The sequence below is a fragment of the Nostoc sp. NMS9 genome, assembly GCF_017114995.1.
GTDB lineage: Bacteria > Cyanobacteriota > Cyanobacteriia > Cyanobacteriales > Nostocaceae > Nostoc.
Genome location: NZ_JABXKL010000040.1, coordinates 1 through 17,771, shown reverse-complemented (window position 1 = coordinate 17,771; position 17,771 = coordinate 1). Strand labels below are relative to the sequence as shown.

At 40.9% G+C, this 17,771-nt stretch carries 16 protein-coding genes and 1 tRNA gene; 8 read left to right on the top strand and 9 right to left on the bottom strand.

Going from position 1 to position 17,771, the window contains the following annotated elements; genetic code table 11:
* The first annotated feature begins 138 nt into the window (after positions 1-138).
* The 3 genes from HWQ40_RS14050 to HWQ40_RS14040 all read left to right on the top strand — a co-directional run bounded on the left by HWQ40_RS14050 (position 139) and on the right by HWQ40_RS14040 (position 4,847).
* Positions 139-861, top strand: a complete 723-nt coding sequence (locus HWQ40_RS14050) for a cyanoexosortase B system-associated protein (protein ID WP_292778691.1) — start codon at positions 139-141, stop codon at positions 859-861.
* 232 nt (positions 862-1,093) lie between these two features.
* On the top strand, positions 1,094-2,446 hold the full coding sequence (locus tag HWQ40_RS14045; protein WP_292778689.1) for a polysaccharide biosynthesis/export family protein: 1,353 nt from the start codon (positions 1,094-1,096) through the stop codon (positions 2,444-2,446).
* Between the two features lie 226 nt (positions 2,447-2,672).
* Positions 2,673-4,847: a polysaccharide biosynthesis tyrosine autokinase gene (locus HWQ40_RS14040; protein ID WP_292778688.1), complete on the top strand. Its 2,175-nt coding sequence runs from the start codon at positions 2,673-2,675 to the stop codon at positions 4,845-4,847.
* A gap of 162 nt (positions 4,848-5,009) precedes the next feature.
* Here HWQ40_RS14040 and HWQ40_RS14035 read toward each other — a convergent pair whose 3' ends face one another.
* Both HWQ40_RS14035 and HWQ40_RS14030 read right to left on the bottom strand, forming a co-directional pair.
* Entirely contained in the window at positions 5,010-5,681 is a 672-nt protein-coding gene (locus HWQ40_RS14035; RefSeq protein WP_292778686.1) for a rhomboid family intramembrane serine protease, read from the bottom strand.
* 126 nt (positions 5,682-5,807) lie between these two features.
* On the bottom strand, positions 5,808-6,527 hold the full coding sequence (locus tag HWQ40_RS14030) for a rhomboid family intramembrane serine protease (RefSeq protein WP_292778684.1): 720 nt from the start codon (positions 6,525-6,527) through the stop codon (positions 5,808-5,810).
* Positions 6,528-6,779: 252 nt separating this feature from the next.
* Between HWQ40_RS14030 and HWQ40_RS14025 the strand changes: the two genes are divergently transcribed.
* Positions 6,780-7,400 (top strand): hypothetical protein, encoded by a 621-nt coding sequence (locus tag HWQ40_RS14025; RefSeq protein WP_292778682.1) that lies wholly within the window; start codon positions 6,780-6,782, stop codon positions 7,398-7,400.
* A gap of 20 nt (positions 7,401-7,420) precedes the next feature.
* Here the strand turns inward: HWQ40_RS14025 and HWQ40_RS14020 are convergent, their stop codons facing one another.
* Positions 7,421-7,906 carry a hypothetical protein gene (locus HWQ40_RS14020; RefSeq protein WP_292778681.1) on the bottom strand — a complete coding sequence of 162 codons (486 nt, stop codon included), beginning with the start codon at positions 7,904-7,906 and terminating at the stop codon, positions 7,421-7,423.
* A 460-nt stretch (positions 7,907-8,366) separates the two neighbouring features.
* The gene (gene murA, locus HWQ40_RS14015) at positions 8,367-9,734 is read right to left on the bottom strand and encodes a UDP-N-acetylglucosamine 1-carboxyvinyltransferase (RefSeq protein WP_292778746.1); all 1,368 of its coding nucleotides are present in this window, start codon (positions 9,732-9,734) and stop codon (positions 8,367-8,369) included.
* Between the two features lie 407 nt (positions 9,735-10,141).
* Here murA and HWQ40_RS14010 point away from each other — a divergent pair.
* Both HWQ40_RS14010 and HWQ40_RS14005 read left to right on the top strand, forming a co-directional pair.
* A tRNA-Leu gene (locus HWQ40_RS14010) sits at positions 10,142-10,223 on the top strand.
* 86 nt (positions 10,224-10,309) lie between these two features.
* Positions 10,310-11,092, top strand: a complete 783-nt coding sequence (locus HWQ40_RS14005; protein WP_292778679.1) for an RNA methyltransferase — start codon at positions 10,310-10,312, stop codon at positions 11,090-11,092.
* 14 nt (positions 11,093-11,106) lie between these two features.
* Here the strand turns inward: HWQ40_RS14005 and HWQ40_RS14000 are convergent, their stop codons facing one another.
* Complete coding sequence (locus tag HWQ40_RS14000; RefSeq protein ID WP_334984017.1) at positions 11,107-11,430, bottom strand: hypothetical protein; 324 nt, start codon at positions 11,428-11,430, stop codon at positions 11,107-11,109.
* Between the two features lie 225 nt (positions 11,431-11,655).
* Between HWQ40_RS14000 and HWQ40_RS13995 the strand changes: the two genes are divergently transcribed.
* Positions 11,656-13,326: an ABC transporter ATP-binding protein gene (locus HWQ40_RS13995; RefSeq protein WP_292778677.1), complete on the top strand. Its 1,671-nt coding sequence runs from the start codon at positions 11,656-11,658 to the stop codon at positions 13,324-13,326.
* Between the two features lie 143 nt (positions 13,327-13,469).
* On the opposite strand, the gene HWQ40_RS13990 is transcribed toward HWQ40_RS13995, so the two are convergent.
* Complete coding sequence (locus HWQ40_RS13990) at positions 13,470-14,414, bottom strand: hypothetical protein (protein WP_292778675.1); 945 nt, start codon at positions 14,412-14,414, stop codon at positions 13,470-13,472.
* 802 nt (positions 14,415-15,216) lie between these two features.
* Between HWQ40_RS13990 and HWQ40_RS13985 the strand changes: the two genes are divergently transcribed.
* Positions 15,217-15,720 (top strand): GNAT family N-acetyltransferase, encoded by a 504-nt coding sequence (locus HWQ40_RS13985; protein ID WP_292778673.1) that lies wholly within the window; start codon positions 15,217-15,219, stop codon positions 15,718-15,720.
* A 36-nt stretch (positions 15,721-15,756) separates the two neighbouring features.
* On the opposite strand, the gene HWQ40_RS13980 is transcribed toward HWQ40_RS13985, so the two are convergent.
* The 3 genes from HWQ40_RS13980 to nadC form a co-directional block, all read right to left on the bottom strand.
* Positions 15,757-16,575 (bottom strand): hypothetical protein, encoded by an 819-nt coding sequence (locus tag HWQ40_RS13980; RefSeq protein WP_292778672.1) that lies wholly within the window; start codon positions 16,573-16,575, stop codon positions 15,757-15,759.
* Positions 16,556-16,732 carry a hypothetical protein gene (locus HWQ40_RS13975; RefSeq protein ID WP_292778670.1) on the bottom strand — a complete coding sequence of 59 codons (177 nt, stop codon included), beginning with the start codon at positions 16,730-16,732 and terminating at the stop codon, positions 16,556-16,558. The genes HWQ40_RS13980 and HWQ40_RS13975 overlap by 20 nt, the downstream gene beginning before the upstream one ends.
* A gap of 207 nt (positions 16,733-16,939) precedes the next feature.
* Positions 16,940-17,771 (bottom strand): carboxylating nicotinate-nucleotide diphosphorylase (gene nadC / locus HWQ40_RS13970; protein WP_292778668.1); only part of this gene is annotated, 832 nt, incomplete at its 5' end.

The window sequence follows — 17,771 nt, the reverse complement described above, 5'->3', positions numbered from 1 at the left end:
CCTAAAAGAGACGCGATTAATCGCGTCTCTTCCAACTCCCTTAATTTTTCATCACTTATACGTAAGTCCTAAATATTACTGAACTCACAATGTGATTTTATAAAGTAAAATTTTGCCTAAGTATTGCAAATTTTACTGATGATTTCCTTCTCTAAATTTTTCAAGGAAAACCAATTGACTCAGGTAGCAGCACTTCTGTTATTGCTACTGCTGCTAGCAATGGCAGGGGTTCCCGGATATCTGACAGGACACTGGCAATGGAAACAGCCGCCCCCTGTTCCTACCCTCCACGAATTAAAACAGATCCGCAAGACTGGGTTAACCCTTCCTGGTTGGCAAACCATTGAACAAGCAGAACAGCAAATTGGCGAACATAATTGGTCATTGCAGGTAATTAAAAAAGAAGGTTCCGAATCCCAAGCAATCCTGCTTTTGTTGCCGCAAAATGGGCCTATGGATCAACCAGAGGTAGAGTGGACAGACGTTAATGGCTGGGGAAGGTCACGCTGGGGAAAGTGGGATGTAGCTCAATCCCGTTCTGCAGAATTTACTGTGAAACCATCTGCAAAGTTGGCTTCTAATGTCGAAACTAAAGTAGAAGCTAGGTTTTTTCGCGCCTCAACACCACAGCAAACCTTCGCTGTTTTGCAATGGTATGCGATGCCAGACGGCGGAAATCCATCACCTTTTCACTGGTTCTTGGCAGATCAAGTGGCACAGTGGCGCAAGCAACGCACTCCTTGGGTTGGCGTGAGCATTCTGATTCCAATGGAACCTTTGGGGCAGGTAGAAACATCTTGGTCTTTAGCCCAGTCTATTGGGGAAACAGTGCAAGCTGGATTAATGGCAGGCCCTTTGTAGAGTCTGTTATAGATTCTCTTGTGCAGAGATTCATCAAAAGTATCTCTATAAATTGTGTTCAGGCTAAAACTCACTTAAAAGATGTTAACAATATGAAGTTAGAAATTAAATTTAGCAAAATTCTTCTCTTTCTTTTAGTAAATACTTGTAGATAAAAGAGACATTGAAGGCATTCTTAGAGTAAAATAACCACTCGGCGCGACTAATTTCTATATCAATATTTTCTGCACCGATGTTCATAGATACCAGTTATTATATGCGTGGATTCAGCGCCCTGTGTTTTGTCAGTCTTCAAGTAGGAGTTTTCTTAACAACACCTATCCAGCTTGTTGTTGCCCAGCCTTTTCCATCTCAAGGACTATCACCAGAGCAATTCCCCTCACCTTTGCCAGGTACTGAGGTTGTACCTCCAGGTGCAAATGACGAAATTTCCCCGCAACTCAGCCGCTACCTCTTGGGACCAGGAGATGCAATTGGTGTTGTGCTTCAGCGTCCTCCTGGGCCATACCGTTTAGGTATAGGAGATGGAATTAGCGTTTCGGTTCAGCGCTTTCCAGATTTGAGCTTTCAAGCTTTAATCAACCCAGAAGGTAATATTGCGGTGCCGTTATTGGGAACAGTTTCTTTACAAGGTTTAACTTTGCAAGAAGCTCAAGAAAAAATTCGCTTGGGTTTAAATCGTTATGTAGTCGATCCAATAATAGTTTTAGCATTAGCAGCGCAGCGTCCAGACCTCAGTTTTCAAGCAGTAATTAGTCCAGAAGGCAACATCATTGTGCCGCAAGTGGGAACGGTGTCATTAAAAGGTTTGACCTTGGAAGAAGCTCAAGAAAAAATTCGCCTGGGCTTGAGTCGCTTTTTCCCAGATCCAATCGTGGTAGTATCCTTAGCAGGAACGCGACCAGTTCAAATAACGATTAGTGGGGAAATATTTCGACCAGGAATTTATCCAATTAATTCACCAACACCCCGCGTTGCTGATGCTTTGCTAACATCTGGTGGTTCAACGTTGAATGCAGACCTGCGACAGATACAAGTACGCCGGAAGTTAATCGATGGTTCTGTGATTTCACAAACTATTGACTTATATGCAGCACTGCAAAATGGCGGTTCAATCCCGAATTTACGCTTACAAGACGGAGATGCCATACTCGTGCCCCGTCGTGAAGTCGGTAATGAGGATAGTTATGACCGCAATTTGGTAGCACGTTCATCTTTGGCCACACCACAGATTAGAGTCCGAGTTTTAAACTACGCTGCGGGTGGTCTTTCCATTCAAGCACTGCCTAATGGCAGTACATTTGTAGATGCTTTGGGAGGTGTAAATCTAGACACTGCTAATCTGAGAGATATCGCTCTGGTTCGCTTTGATTCAGAACGAGGCAAAGCTGTTACCCAAAAACTTGATGCTAAAAAAGCTCTAGGCGGTGATGCGTCTCAAAATGTGGCACTTCAAGATAATGATGTGATTGTTGTTGGTCGAAACCTCATTGGTAGAATTACTAATTTCCTGACTACTATTACCCAACCTTTCTTCAATGTTCAATCCTTTCTCCGATTTTTTGACAACGTCGGTGGTAGATAAAATTAGTAACTTTAAAAGAAGGATACAATCTGGAAATAGTTTGGAGTGTAGGAAGCCATATCTCTAACTTATTTTTGAATTCATTAATGGAAAAATCTTAAAGATATCAACTGATATATACAGTAGGAAGTTGATAGCGTTCTTGTATCAAAGCCACTATCTTTAGTTTGGTGCTTCCTAAATTTTGAATTTTGCATTTTAAATTTTGAATTGGAGCGAAGCGACCATGACCCCACCAATTGTTAAGCGCTATCTTATTGCTTTTGATAAATATAAGTGGATTGGACTAGCTAGTTTTGGTTTAGTTATCGTCGGGTCAACTGTGGTAGCTATGCAACCAGAGCCACCTACTAGCTATATAGCATCTGGCGCACTTAGTTATAGTGGGCCACCAGTTTCTTTCTCTACAACTGGTAATGAAATCCAACAGCAAGGAAAGGAACTGAATGAGGATGTTTTACTATCAAACCAGATAATTGCAGGTGTGGCAGAGAAAGTCGGTGTCAAACCGAAACAACTCGGTGCAAGTCTTGCCCTTTCTCTACCTAAAAAAAATGTTAAAAGTGGAGAATTAGAATCTCCTCTCTTTGAACTGAAATATGTAGATAGTGACGCCAAACGAGCTATACAGGTCTTGACGGAATTGATGCAAGCAATGATCAAGTTGAGTAGTGACATCAATACCGGGAGATTACAAGCAATTATTCAAAAGATTAACGATCGCACACCACAAGCTAAACGGGAATTGCAAATTGCTGAAAAGAAGCTGGAACAGTACGATCGCGTCGAACGAACCGCAATATTAGCAGCAGAGAATGGCAGCTTGTTAAGCGCCATTACTGCCAGCCAAAATCTACAACGACAAATTCAATTAACTATTTCTGGGGTTGATGGTCAAGCTCGCAGTTTACAAAATAAGTTAGGCTTAACAGTCGGACAAGCTTATGTTTCTTCTGCTTTGAGTGCCGATCCAATTATTGGTAACTTACGATCACAAATTTATCAAAGTGAATCGCAAATCGCTGTACTCAGAAAAGATTTGCGGCCGGAACATCCAACGATGGTGCAGTTAATGCGTCAGAAACAAGCTGCTGAGGAATTACTACAACAACGTGCTGCTGAGGTTTTAGGTGGTGATGGAACGGCGGCTCCGCTTCAGGGTAGCGTTGCAGGTATTCGCACTCAAAGCAGCTTAGATCCAACACGCCAGCAATTGGCAAACCAAATGGTGGCTTTACAAACCCAACGGGAGACACTGCAACAACAACTAGCTCAAGAAATCCAACTAGAAGCGCGACTCCGGCGAGAGTATTCTCTGATACCCAATAAGCAATTAGAGCGATCGCGTTTAGAACAGGAGGTTGGACTCAAAAAAGCCATCTATGACCAAATGCAGGCGAAACTGACCGATGCGAAAACCGCAGAGGCAGAAACTACTAGCAGCCTCAGCATTGCCAGACGCCCCGCAGTCACTCTCGATCCCAAACCTCCGAAGAGTGTGCCTATTACCCTTGCTGTGGGTGGTTTCTTAGGTGTAGTGATTGGTGGCGGGGTGATATTTTTGTTGGGAGCGCTGGAAGGCACTTTCAAAACCAGGGAGGATATCCGCGAGAGCCTCAAGCAACGAGAAGTGGTACTGTTGGGAGAATTGCCTTTAATGCCAGTTGATGATTTGGAGCAAGATGCTGTACCGGTAGTATTTTCCCAAGATTCTCCTTATTTAGAATTTTATGAGAAATTCCGTAGTAATATGCGCCGGATTGGTGGTAAAAACTTAAAGGTAGTATTGATTACTAGCACCAGTAGCCTAGAGGGTAAAACGGCAAGTGCTTATAATTTGGGTGTCGCTTCCGCCCGTGCTGGTAAAAGAACCTTGATTATCGAAACAGATTTGCGATCGCCTTCCCGTTGTGCATCCTTGAAAGTAATTCCTGACCCTGAAGCCACTATTGAACCCCTACGTTATTACGCTAATTTGAGTGAATGTATTCGTTTAGTTCCTGATGTTGAAAATTTATATATTCTTCCCAGCCCTGGACCAGTGCGGCAATCCGCTGCTATTCTTGAATCTAGCGAAATGCGGCGGCTGATAGAAGATGTCCGCGAACGTTTTGATTTAGTCATTTTAGATACTAGTCCCCTCAGCATATCCAATGATCCTTTATTAATTCAACCCTACAGCGATGGAATCGTACTAGTGGCACGACCACACTATACACAAGAGAACATGCTAGGTGAAGCTATCGATCAATTGGTTGAATCTGAACTGGGGTTATTGGGAGCAATTATCAATGGTGCTGATATCATCGTTTCTGTACCTGAAGAAGTTGCAAAATCATCAACATTTACATCTGAGGTAGAACAGTCAGAAGAAGTTTCAGCGAGTGCCAACAAAAACTAATAGTTTCAAATGTGGAAATTTTAACGCAGAGTATCGCATTTGCGTTGGCGTTAGTGTACCCCTACGGGGAAGCAAGCTACGCGCAGTGTCTCGTAGAGAAGGTTAGCGCAGAGGATTGAAAGGTAGCAATTTTTTTGCTACAAGTTTCAGGAAATGCTGTATTTAGTCGCGCCGAAACAAGCCAAATAGGGGAGCAAGGATTACCCCAAATACAAAACCACCGATATGCGCCCAATATGCAACTCCACCAGTTTGCACGGTCATATTAGCGGCTGTTTGTAGGGTAGCAAGACCGGATATCACATTTTGCACAACAAAAATTCCAATTATGACTAGTGCTGGAACTCTGATTGTGGTGATGAAAAACCCCAAAAATATTAAAGTCATGACTTGAGCGTGGGGAAAGCGGATAATGTACGCACCCAAAACCCCAGAAATTGCACCACTTGCCCCCAAGGAAGGAATCTCAGAATTCATCCCAATAAACCATTGGCACAAGGCAGCTAAAGCACCACACGCCAAATAAAAAATCAGATATTTGGCATGACCTAATCGATCTTCAATATTGTTGCCAAAAACCCAGAGAAAGACCATATTTGAGATTAAGTGCCACCAACCACCGTGTAAGAATTGTGACGTAAATAACGTTATCCACTCTCCATTCAAATTGGTGGTTAACTGTTGAGGCACTACCGCATACTCACCTAAAAACTGACTCAATTGTGTATGTGACAGGCTCACCTCGTGAATAAAAACTAAAATATTCATGCCAATTAACCCGTAGGTGAAATACGGGGTGATTCGCGTCGGATTTTCATCGTAGAGGGGAAACACAGGTGTTTTTCCTAAATTATTGACTAACTGCAATATAGCTTGTAAGCCTAGCAGTTGCGAAGGTTAAGCAATTTCACCTATTAAATCAATCAGGATAATTGGGGGTAACAAAGATACTATGAAAAATTACTTGTACCAAGATTCTTCCTGGGATTTATCGCTAAATAAACCCAACAGTGGGCCGAGAATTGCCCCAAAGAGAAACCCGCCTGCATGGGCCCAGTAGGCAATACCACCACTTTCCATACCGATATTGGTACGTGCTTCGAGGCTGGTAAGTCCGTAGAAGGCTTGTTCGAGAAACCAAAATCCTAAAAAGAAATATGCGGGGACACGGAAAGTTGGGAAGAAAAACCCTAAAGGTATAACGCCAAGAACTTCGGCGTTGGGAAAGCGGAGAATGTATGCACCCATGACACCTGCGATCGCACCACTTGCACCCAAAGAAGGAATGCTAGAATCTTGAGCGAAGAACCACTGAGTCAAGGATGCCAAAACACCGCAAGATAAGTAAAACAGCAAATACTTGGCATGACCTAACTTATCTTCAACGTTGTTACCAAAAATCCAGAGAAACAACATATTACCAGCTAAGTGCAAGAAACCACCGTGCAGAAATTGGGAAGTAATCAAAGTTGCCCATTCTGGAACTGGTTGATGTACAGAGATGCCGCCAAAGCTTAAGGTGAGTTCTCGTGGAACTACAGCCGCAAGGTGTAAAAATCCATTTAATGCTTGTGGGGGAAGATTTGCTTCATAAAGAAAAGCGAGGACATTAACAGCAATCAGCCCATAAGTTACATAAGGCGTGATTTTTGTCGGATTATTATCTCTAATGGGAACCACGAGCGTTTTTTCCTGATTTTAAGACAGCAATTCTACAATACGGAATTTTGTAAGTAGTTTCTTCTACCTCGTGGATGGATCTCAGTTTCATATTTGAGATTTATTGTAAGACTTACCTTGAAACAATAAGCATCATGCCATAATTTTCCAGTTAGAGAAGAAAACAGCTTGACTATAGTGCTGATTTTGTTCATCTAAGATGTTCCATAGGATGATATATGCTAGTTAATTCTCACATAGGCTTGGTTACTCATGTTTTTTTCAAATTCTCTGGAAAATCAACTCCAACGGTGGAACGAAAGCATTCGCAATCAGCCGAAAAATTTCAATGCTTACATTCGTCGAGGCATGGTTAACTTTCAACTGGGCAAGATTAATGAATCTATTCAAGATTTTGATATAGCAGAGCAATTGGATGCCCGTATCAAACCCTACCTCTGGCAACGGGGATTATCGTACTATTATGCAGAAAGATTTGTTGAGGGCGCTGAACAATTTGAAATAGATTTGACAGTGAATGCTCAAGATGTAGAAGAAACAGTATGGCGATATCTCTGCATAGCTCGTTCGTTAGGTGTTGAAGAGGCGTGTAATTCTTTACTAACTGTAAAAAATGACCCTCGACGTATTATGCAGCACATATATAATTTGTATGGAGAAAATTGTACACCAGATGATGTTTTAATTGTTGGTCAGTCAGAAGGGATAAAGGGAAATTTTTATAGTCATCTTTACTTGGGATTATATTACGAAGTTCAAAATAATCTTGATTTAGCTCAGGAGTATATAGTGAAAGCTGCTGATAATTACAAAATTGATGATTATATGTGGTATCTAGCGCAGGTACATAAAAAATTGCGAGGGTGGGTTTGATTTGCTCAATAGTAAATAAATTAAGCATTCAGGTTATCTTTTTCGTTCAATCTTTGATCGATTTCACTAATGAAGCTTTCAACTTTAGAGATAATATCATCAACCATCATGTCATCAATAATAATCTCTTTGCCCTCTTTTGTCTTTCCATTCCTATGTACTAAATCGTGCCTTATTGATACAGCTTTTTGAATTTCATAAAAATTTGGAAATACAATATTAAGTGTTGACTCGTACATCTTATTAACTTTAGGTAAGTTATGGTAAAGGACTTCTAACATTGCCTTATTTGCTATTTCTTCTGCTTTAATAGCAACGTCAAGAAGTTCGTTCATGCCAAGTTTTTGCTCTTTGAAGTCTTTGAATGAGGTAAAAAAGGAACTTAAATAATCTTTGTTCGACAACACCGTATTTATAAACGCATCAGACAAGTAAGTTTCGAGACACGCTATTACACCAACATAAATATGTCTTCTCAGAGTTATCTTAGCTTTCGGGTCTGGCACACTGAGTTTATTCAATACTCGCAAACTTGCAATCTCATCCAAGAAAGTACGATAAAAAGAAGTATATTACAAACCAATAAGAATAATTAATAAAACAGTATGAATATTACACCCAAAGCGATAAGTATAATGTATGAGGACTTTAAATACAAAAAGACCAGCCTCCCACAGCTGGTCTAAAAAATGTTTTTGCGTTGTCTTCTCAAGAGAGTTAAAACCCAATTGCGCATTCCCAAAATGCAAGGGGCAACTTTTCTTAACAATATTGTAACAGCCAACACAGATTTTTCCAGAATATTCATCAAAAAAAGATATGGGCAAAGCTTAAAAGCCTCTATCTCTCAGGATAATTCAGCAAATCGCAAGGTATATATAGGAGAGATAAAGGCAGACAAGGGAGAAAATTTTACCTTGTCTCCCTTATTCTTCTTATCCCCGCATCAGTCTCAACCGATCAATTTCAACTTGACAGGCTACTGATGCTGGGAGCGATTTCTGCATCTGTTGATGTTTCGCCTACGCGGAGGATTTTAGCCCCCAATTGCTGCAACTTCACATCAAGTCGATCGTAGCCGCGATCGAGGTGCTGTAAACCCTGAATTGTGGTTTGTCCTTCTGCTGCTAGTCCGGCGATGACTAACGCTGCCGATGCTCGTAAGTCTGTACCTAATACTGGTGCGCCAGATAATTTTGGTACTCCCCGAACGAAAGCAGCATTGCCTTTGACACGAATATCTGCCCCCAAGCGATTCAACTCTGAGGCATGACGCAAGCGATTTTCAAAAACGGATTCGTTAATTACGCTGTCGCCTTCTGCCACTGCCAGCAAAGCCATGAATGGCGCTTGCATATCTGTGGGAAAACCTGGATGGTATTGAGTTTCAATATCCGTTGCCTTAAGGGTTTCCGCTGGCAGAATGTGTAAGTGGTCAGGCTTTTCATCAATTATTGTCACTCCAATATCCCGCAGCTTGGCAATTACTGGGATGAGATGTTCTGGAGCCACTGGCGAGAGAATAAGTTCTGAGCGGGTAATTGCTGCTGCCAGCAAAAACGTCCCAGCCTCAATGCGATCGGGAATAATGCTGTAGTCAACAGAATGCAACTTGGGGACTCCTTCGATAATAATCCTACTAGTCCCCGCGCCCTTAATCTTCGCTCCCATCGCGTTACAGAAGTTAGCTAGATCGACTACTTCCGGTTCTCTGGCAGCATTTTCGATGATCGTTTCGCCCTCTGCTAGGGTAGCGGCCATCATTAAGTTTTCCGTCGCTCCAACGCTGGCAATGTCTAAGTAAATCTTCGCACCTTTTAATCTCCGGCTGCTGCCAGGGACGTAGGCATTACAAATGCCATGCTCAATTTGTACTTCCGCTCCCATTGCTTGCAGTCCTCGAACATGCAAGTCAACTGGTCTTGCCCCAATCGCACAACCGCCTGGTAAGGGCATCTGTGCTACTCCCAGTCTTGCCAGAATGGCTCCAATGGCGAAAAAACTCGCTCTCAACTGGGTAACTAATTCGTAGGGAGCTTTTGATGTTTTAATCTCGCTAGCATTGATGTCTAAAATATCACCTTTGCGTGTTAATTGTACACCTAAAGCTGATAACACCTGACCCATCCGCTCTACGTCCGCTAACAAAGGGACATTGCGAATACGACAATCGCCCGGACACAGCAAGGCTCCAGCCATAATTACCAGTGCTGAATTTTTTGCCCCACTAATTTTCACATGACCCCGCAAAGGATGCCCACCCCAAATTTGCAAGACTGAGGAGTCTGCTTCTGGAGCAATTTTGGCATCTGGTAAGCTGGTAGAAGGATTAATAAGCCTACCTCCAAAAGTAATACGTATTTTATATGTTTGAAGTTGGTTTTGATTCTACATTAAAGATTCAAAATGTCCACGTTTTAAAGCACTGTTTTTGTATAAAAAAATTGTTTTTTGGGTGAATAACTAGGCTAGAAAGAAGCAATAGCAGGCTTTTTGAGCTTTTTAAAAAATTAAAAAAAAGAATGAAGAAGTAGTAGTTTTAAGCAAAATTAAATACTCAGTAAAATAACTTAAGTGTTCTCTAAAAATCATTGCTGTACTGTTCAGTTAATATTTTGATTCGACCTCGTACCGAAAAAACTCGTTTTCAGTTAGAAACTTTTAACGAGGTATTATGCTTTTACTTGACAAAGGTAAAACATAACGCAATAATAAGAAATTGTCGATAAGCATAAATATCAGCGGAACTGGCGGAATTGGCAGACGCGCTAGATTCAGGTTCTAGTGCCGCAAGGCTTCCGGGTTCAAGTCCCGGGTTCCGCATACTATCTAAGTTAGGAATTAAGAGTTATGAGTTTAAGAAAACTAAATTAACTCTTAACTCTTAATTCCTAACTCCTAACTTTTTAATGTTGACCAGTTTACAAAATTCCCTAGTCAAACAAATTCGCAAGCTACACTCCACCAAGGAGAGGCACAAGCAGCAGTTATTTTTACTAGAAGGTACACACCTGTTAGAAGAAGCTTGTGCGGTCAATTACCCACTAGAAACAGTGTGTTCTACCCCAGATTGGCAAGTGGCCCATCCTTCGCTGTGGAAAGAAGCTTGTAGGCGATGCGATCGCGCCGAAATTGTCAGTCAAGAAGTCTTGGATGCGCTCGCTACCACAGTCCAACCGGATGGTGTGGTGGCAACGGCAAAACGAAGCAAACCCCAAACTCAACTACCATTGACTGGTTTAGTGCTAGCTTTAGAAACGGTACAAGATCCCGGCAACCTGGGTACGATGATTCGCACCGCCGCCGCCGCTGGAGCATCAGGGTTGTGGGTCAGTGGAGATAGTGTAGATTTAGATAGTCCTAAAGTTCTACGTGCTTCCGCAGGGCAATGGTTTCGTCTAGCAACAGCCATAACCGAAGATTTAAAAGCGACAGTCCAACAAAGTCAGCAGGCAGGAATGCAGGTAGTGGCAACCTTACCCGATGCGACTTTAACTTATTGGGAAGTGGACTGGCGAAAACCCAGTATGATTTTACTGGGAAATGAAGGGGCTGGATTGTCAGCAGATTTAGCAGCGATCGCAGATCAGCAAGTCAGAATTCCTTTGAGTCCTGGGGTGGAATCTTTGAATGTGGCAATCGCAGCCGCTTTAATGTTGTACGAAGCTCAACGGCAACTAATTTGTCAGTAATAAATTTTAACTTTTTACCCCAATTGGGTTTTTGTTATTTCTTCAAGATATTGTTCAATATCAGCAACTGCGTCCTCAAGAGCCGCTAAATCAATATCTATCAAGTCTTGATCGAGTTCGACTTCAGTGAAAGTACTAGTATGCAGTTGGGGGATCTCTTCTTCCTCAGTCGAACTTTCTTGTAAGATATCCTCCAACTGTTCGAGGGATTCTTGAAACACTTGATCGGCAGCACGCCGCTGTTCTGGCTGATTTTGCTCCATAATATTAACTTGAAAATCCTGATTTACTGACTTAATTTTGATTCTAGTTCCTACAGATTTAAATTTTGCACTCATAACATCATAGTTGTGTGCTGTATCAACTTTAGCAGTGGTTATCAAGAATATCGATAGCTGTCTCCAATTGCTAGGATTGGAGATTTTTCACGATGGCTACGGGTACACTAAATTAAGTTTGGCTAGGTTTAGGTAAGTTTTATAAAACAGGTCTAATACTTAATTTGATAGACTATCCTAAATTTGAAATTATAAAAGCTGGTAGCTCAGGGCTGATAACTAACTATGAGTGAAGCCTTATTCTGTATCGAAAATCTGCGAGTTGCCTATCCTGGGCGGAGTGGAGAAGAAGCAAGCTGGGCAGTTGATGATGTATCTTTCACCTTGAAACCAGGTGAAAGAATGGGATTAGTGGGAGAGTCAGGTTGTGGTAAATCAACTATCGGACGGGCAGTAATGCGTTTACTACCAACCTCTAGCCGTATTGAGGGACGGGTGATATTTCAAGGACAGTCGGTGTTTGACTTGACACCTAACCACCTGCGGAAATTTCGGGGAGAGGCGATCGCCTTAATTTTTCAAGATCCCATGACACGCCTCGATCCGTTGATGACAATTGGTAAGCATTGCATCGAAACCCTTCAGGCGCACTCACCACAATTATCAACGCGGGAAGCTAAAGAAAAAGCACTTGCTACGTTGGCAAAGGTGAATATTCCCGCTAGTCGCTGGAATCAGTATCCCCATGAGTTTAGCGGTGGAATGCGACAACGAGTAGCGATCGCTTTAGCTTTACTTCTCAACCCCAAGTTAATTGTTGCTGATGAACCCACCACCAGTTTAGATGTCACCGTTTCCGCACAGATATTGCAAGAATTAACTCGCCTGTGCGGTGAAGAAAACATGGGATTGTTGTTGATATCTCACGATTTAGCAATGGTGGCTGAGTATTGTGATCGCATTGGCGTCATGTACAACGGTAAGATGGTCGAAATGGGTGCTACAGAAACCGTATTTAAGCAACCTCAACATGAATACACGCGATCGCTTTTAAAAGCAGCTTTACACATTCAAGCAGTAACTGATAGTGGAGAATTGATAATTGCCAATGACGGAGAAAAGCAATTACCGATTATGAATCAGCAATCTCCAATTTTGAGCGTTACAGAACTTAAGCAACACTACACCATCGAACCTAACTTTATCGAACGACTGCTTAACACCCAAGCGCAGACAATTAAAGCAGTAGATGGGATCAACCTGGACATTTATTCAGGAGAAATTCTTGGCTTAGTCGGGGAATCTGGTTGTGGTAAAAGCACACTATCACGAACAATATTGCAACTAATTCGTCCTACTAGTGGCAAAGTTGAGTTCTTAGGACAGGATTTAACTAAACTATCGCGTCAAGAAATTCGTTCCTCGCGGCGACAAATACAAATGGTCTTTCAAGATCCTCATGCTTGTCTCAATCCAGCTATGACAGTGGGACAAAGTATTGCAGATCCTTTATTTATCCACAATTTAGCCAATCCTGCCAAGGCAAAAGAACAGGTTTTGTGGATGCTAAATAAAGTTGGGTTAACACCGCCAGAAGTGTATTATGAGCGTTATCCATCGGATTTGTCTGGTGGACAACAGCAACGAGTAGCGATCGCTCGTGCTTTGATTACTCACCCTAAACTCTTAATCTGCGATGAACCAGTGAGTATGTTAGACGCCAGTGTTCAGTCGCAAGTGCTAGATTTGATGTTGCAATTAAAGGAAGAGTTTGAGTTAACTTATCTATTCATCACTCACGATCTTTGGTTAGCTCGATTTTTGTGCGATCGTATTGCTGTAATGAATAGCGGTAAAATTGTCGAACTTGGTCTTACAAAAAAGATTTTTGCCAATCCTCAGCACCCTTATACCAAAACCTTACTAGCTGCTGCTCCCTTACTAGCACGCGCTTAACTAAAAGACTTTCAGTTAAAAAACACTCCATCGTAGGGGCGGAAGGCTTTGCGCCCTTACAAATCTACAAATAATTTGGGATAATTTATTTTTTGCAAGTCCCTAAATAAAATCATAAGTTAGAAGTTTTAAACTCCTAACTCCTAACTATCTTCCCTTCCCTCAAGTAATTTAGTTGTTTCTCCACTCGAACCATATAGCTCAACGAACCTTTTAAACAGCAACGCACTCTCGTGATTTGAAGTCTTACTTAAATTGAATAAACGCTCTATGTTTTTCTCAGCTAAAGCTCTTAGATACGGCAAATCTTCAAAGAGTGTCAAACAAGAAGCAAAATGCAATATTATTTGTAATAATGGCTTTGGCCACTCTAGGTCACTATAAATATCTATAAACAACTGATGTTCTGAGTCATTCAAAGGGAAAGCATGAAATATAACAATTATCCTTTTCTTATTGTAGACTGGAATACTCAGTTCCACAGTGTAGGGTGTATGTAATATTAAATCCACCTCTACAGTCGGTTGTCGCCAAATTCTTAGAGGATTCGCTGGCGAATCTAATATAGTTTGAAATGTAATTTTACCACCGACGTTTGTAGTTTGAAATTTGCTAATACTAAGAATTTTAAGATTATTTAGACTAAACTTATGAACTGTTTCCAAATGTTTTAAGTTTAATAGATGATATATTTGGCAAATATAGGGAAAAGGTAAAATATACTCCTGGCTAATCATGTGTAGCTTTTTTAATTGAAGCTTGTTAGCTTGAGTACGATCAAGATATTCTTGATATTGCCTGGCGTCGAAATCATTGCTATTAAAGCTTTCTTCCGGCTTTAGATATAGCCAACTTAGAAAAAAGAAAGAGGCTGTAAATAGCTGAAATATTTCTATAGGAGATAAATAACCATCGGCAAATGCGGCTACGCTTCTATCAGTTATTCCGAAAAGCCAAGATGGAATACCAAAAAGCCAAATATTACTTTTTATCTGATCTATAAAAAGTGCTATATCAACAACATTTAAAATATTACTATCTGGATTACCAGTAAATTTATAATTATTTTTCAAACAATTAATAAACATAATAATTTTACTTAATCTTCATCCATAGAGTTGATACTTATATTAATTTTAAGGACTAATATATGATATAAACCTCTGTCTTTAGCTATATATATAACTTGTACTAATTAATACAAATTTAAAATAAGTTATTGTAAATATGACTGCAAAATGCAATCTAGTGTTAGATATAATCCTAAATTATATATATCTACAAATATAATTAAATTACCTGTAAGTATTGCTGCTAAAGCATTTGATTTTTATTAGACGATATAAGCTTACAGTAAAAACGTTGCTACAATATTTATATTCACTGAATTAAAAATTCAATTATCTCAATTTGACAAAAGTGGTAGTAGTCTGTCAAATTCATTTTGACGGTTAGAAAGACGCGATAAATCGCCGTCTCTACAGGAAAATTATCCGTCAATTAGTTCTTGACAGACTAGTAGATAAATATTCTGAGGAAAAACTTAATTTTTTCTGACACATCAAACTATCTATTTCTCTAGGATGAATACTGAATGATGCGTTAGGAATAAAAACTTATACTTTAAAAGTAAGGAGTTATAAAGTTTCTCTATTACACCAAATACAGTAGGTAGTGCCTTGTAATTTTCCTCTAGTTATAGCAACCGTGGTGTCTTTTATAGTGGCACATCACATACTTGCTAGTAGGGTTAGCGATCATCTTATGTAAGGTACAATATCTCTACCGACAAAGTATCTGTGACAATTACGTTAGAAACCGTAGAATTGCTATTGTTAACACTGTATTATTTTTGAATATTTTCTGAAGATTTTTTCCGAGACGGTATCAATGACTATTCGCCATGCGACTGAAACTGACTTGCCTGCAATTGTGGCAATTTACAATACTGCAATTCCTAGCCGCATGGCAACTGCTGACTTAGAACCAGTATCTGTGGAAAGTCGCCTTGCTTGGTTTAAGGGGCGATCGCCTTCACAACGCCCACTTTGGGTAATCGAAGTCGACGGAGTAATTGCTGGATGGCTTAGTTTCCAATCCTTTTATGGGCGACCCGCATATAGTAAGACTGCGGAAATTAGTATTTACATCGCCCCTAGCTTTCATCGGTGTGGCTTGGGACGGCAACTCTTAGCACAAGCAATTAGCGAAAGTCCTACTTTGGGTTTAAAGAGCCTAGTATGCTTCATTTTTGCCCACAATCAGCCCAGCTTAAAACTCTTTGAAACGTTTGGTTTTGAACGCTGGGGACATTTGCCTAACATTGCCGAACTTGACAGTGTTGAACGGGACTTAGTGATCATGGGACTGCGAATTAGTAAACCTGTTGTTTAAGGCGATCGCACATTTTTTGTCTGCTACGGCTAATTTTTAGAGTTGTTTCCTAGTTCTCATCTCTTCATACTGAGTAGCTATAGCTTCATCGTACACCATTTCTCTAGCCCAATGTTCGCAGTTGTAACTCAGTAAATTCCAGAGAGGATCTTTTGCACTGAGGATTTTTTCTCTCGACTTTTGAATACGCGCCTCAATTTGAATGTCTGAAGCTTTTTCAGGATGTTCTTTTTCAGGGCGTTCTTTAAACAGCCAGTCTGGTGTGTAGCAAGCTAAATGAACATATCCGATTCCCACCCTGACAATTTTACCTTCTGGCCTCACCGTCTCACCTGTGAAAAAGTGTGCAACCCTGTAACCATTTGGGGTTGCTCTAACAACCCCATAGTGTTCGTAATCTCTATCATTCTCATCCTTACACAGGTACACAACTAAATCATTGGGACGTATTACATTGCCTTTCTTGTCAGAAATATCAGGCTCTCTATCCAGAAGTATTATTAGCTGTGAAAGTCGTGCTAATTGGGTATCTATAATTTTCAGCAAAGGGTCTGACCACTTCGAGTTATAATCATTGACACACTTTTGGATTTCTTGGTATTTCTCTATTACCCAGTTTTGATGTTTTTGCAATCTGTGAACTGCTTGGAAATGCGAATCAGTGTTAACCGTATCAAAATTACTATCAAACTCTATCTCTAGAATTTCAGCAATAGCTTGACAAGTTTTAATAATACTTTGGTCTTTTGTATGTCTGCATATTTGACTAATTGCCTTCTTTACAGTCTCACCGTCGTATAAACGATCTTGCAATTCAGCAAACAACCGCAGGATTTTAGAAGGATTTGGTTCCATTGATGTTAACCTTGGGCTTCGAGTTCGCAGTTTCCTGCTTTTCTGTCTTCTCATTCAGCTTTTCCTCTATGTGACGCTCAAAAGCCGTCAAAGCCATTTTCGATGATGATAGTGCAATCTGTGATGCAATCTTTTCACTAGAGCTACTACTAGACATATAATTATTTTCCTTTATTCAAAATGCGATTGAATTGTAGTGTCTCTACTTAACTCAGTTGTATAAATTTTAATTCATCGTTGAGACGAGAGCAATCTATATCATCACTAGATAAGGTAAAGTAAAGTGATACCCAACATAAATAAAGCTCCTCCAGAAATGCGACATTACACCGACTTTGCAATAGGGTAATTCACCTCATAATCTTTAAAGTACAATCCTCATACTCAAATCCAACCATTTCGATTGAGTAATCGGCGCACTGCTAGAAATATAGTCAACACCCGTTTTTGCCACAGCGCGAATCGTTTCCAAAGTCACATTCCCCGAAGCTTCAATTTTCACCCGGCTATCCTGCTGGCGAATTAACTGTACCGCCTGAGCCATCATATCCAAAGGCATATTGTCCAACATAATAATGTCAGCCTTGTGCTGCAAAGCTTCCTTCACCTGCTCTAAACTTTCCGTCTCAACCTCTATAGTCAAGGGATAAGGAATCTGAGAACGAATACGCCTAACAGCTTCTCCAATTCCCCCAGCCGCCGCAATGTGATTATCCTTAATCATCACCGCATCATCCAACCCCATGCGGTGATTAATTGCCCCACCCAAAGCAGTCGCGTACTTTTCCAACAGTCTCAGCCCTGGTGTAGTTTTGCGCGTATCCACTAACTGAGTAGGTAAATCAGCAATTTTCTCTACATAAATATTAGTCAACGTAGCAATCCCACTCAACCGCATAGCCAAATTGAGCGCCACCCGTTCCCCCATTAGCAGGGCATCCAGCGAACCATGAATTTCAGCTACTACCTGTCCCGGCTCACACCATGCACCTTCAGCCGCAACCGCCACAAAGCTGACCTTCTCATTCAAAATCTGAAACACCCTAGCTGCAACTGGTAAGCCAGCAATTATCCCTGAGCCTTTAGCGATCCATTTAGCAGAGCCTAGCGTCACATCTTCTACTAAAAGCGTATTTGTAGTGCGATCGCCCCTACCAATATCCTCCAACAACCAGGCACGCAACAGAGGATCTAAA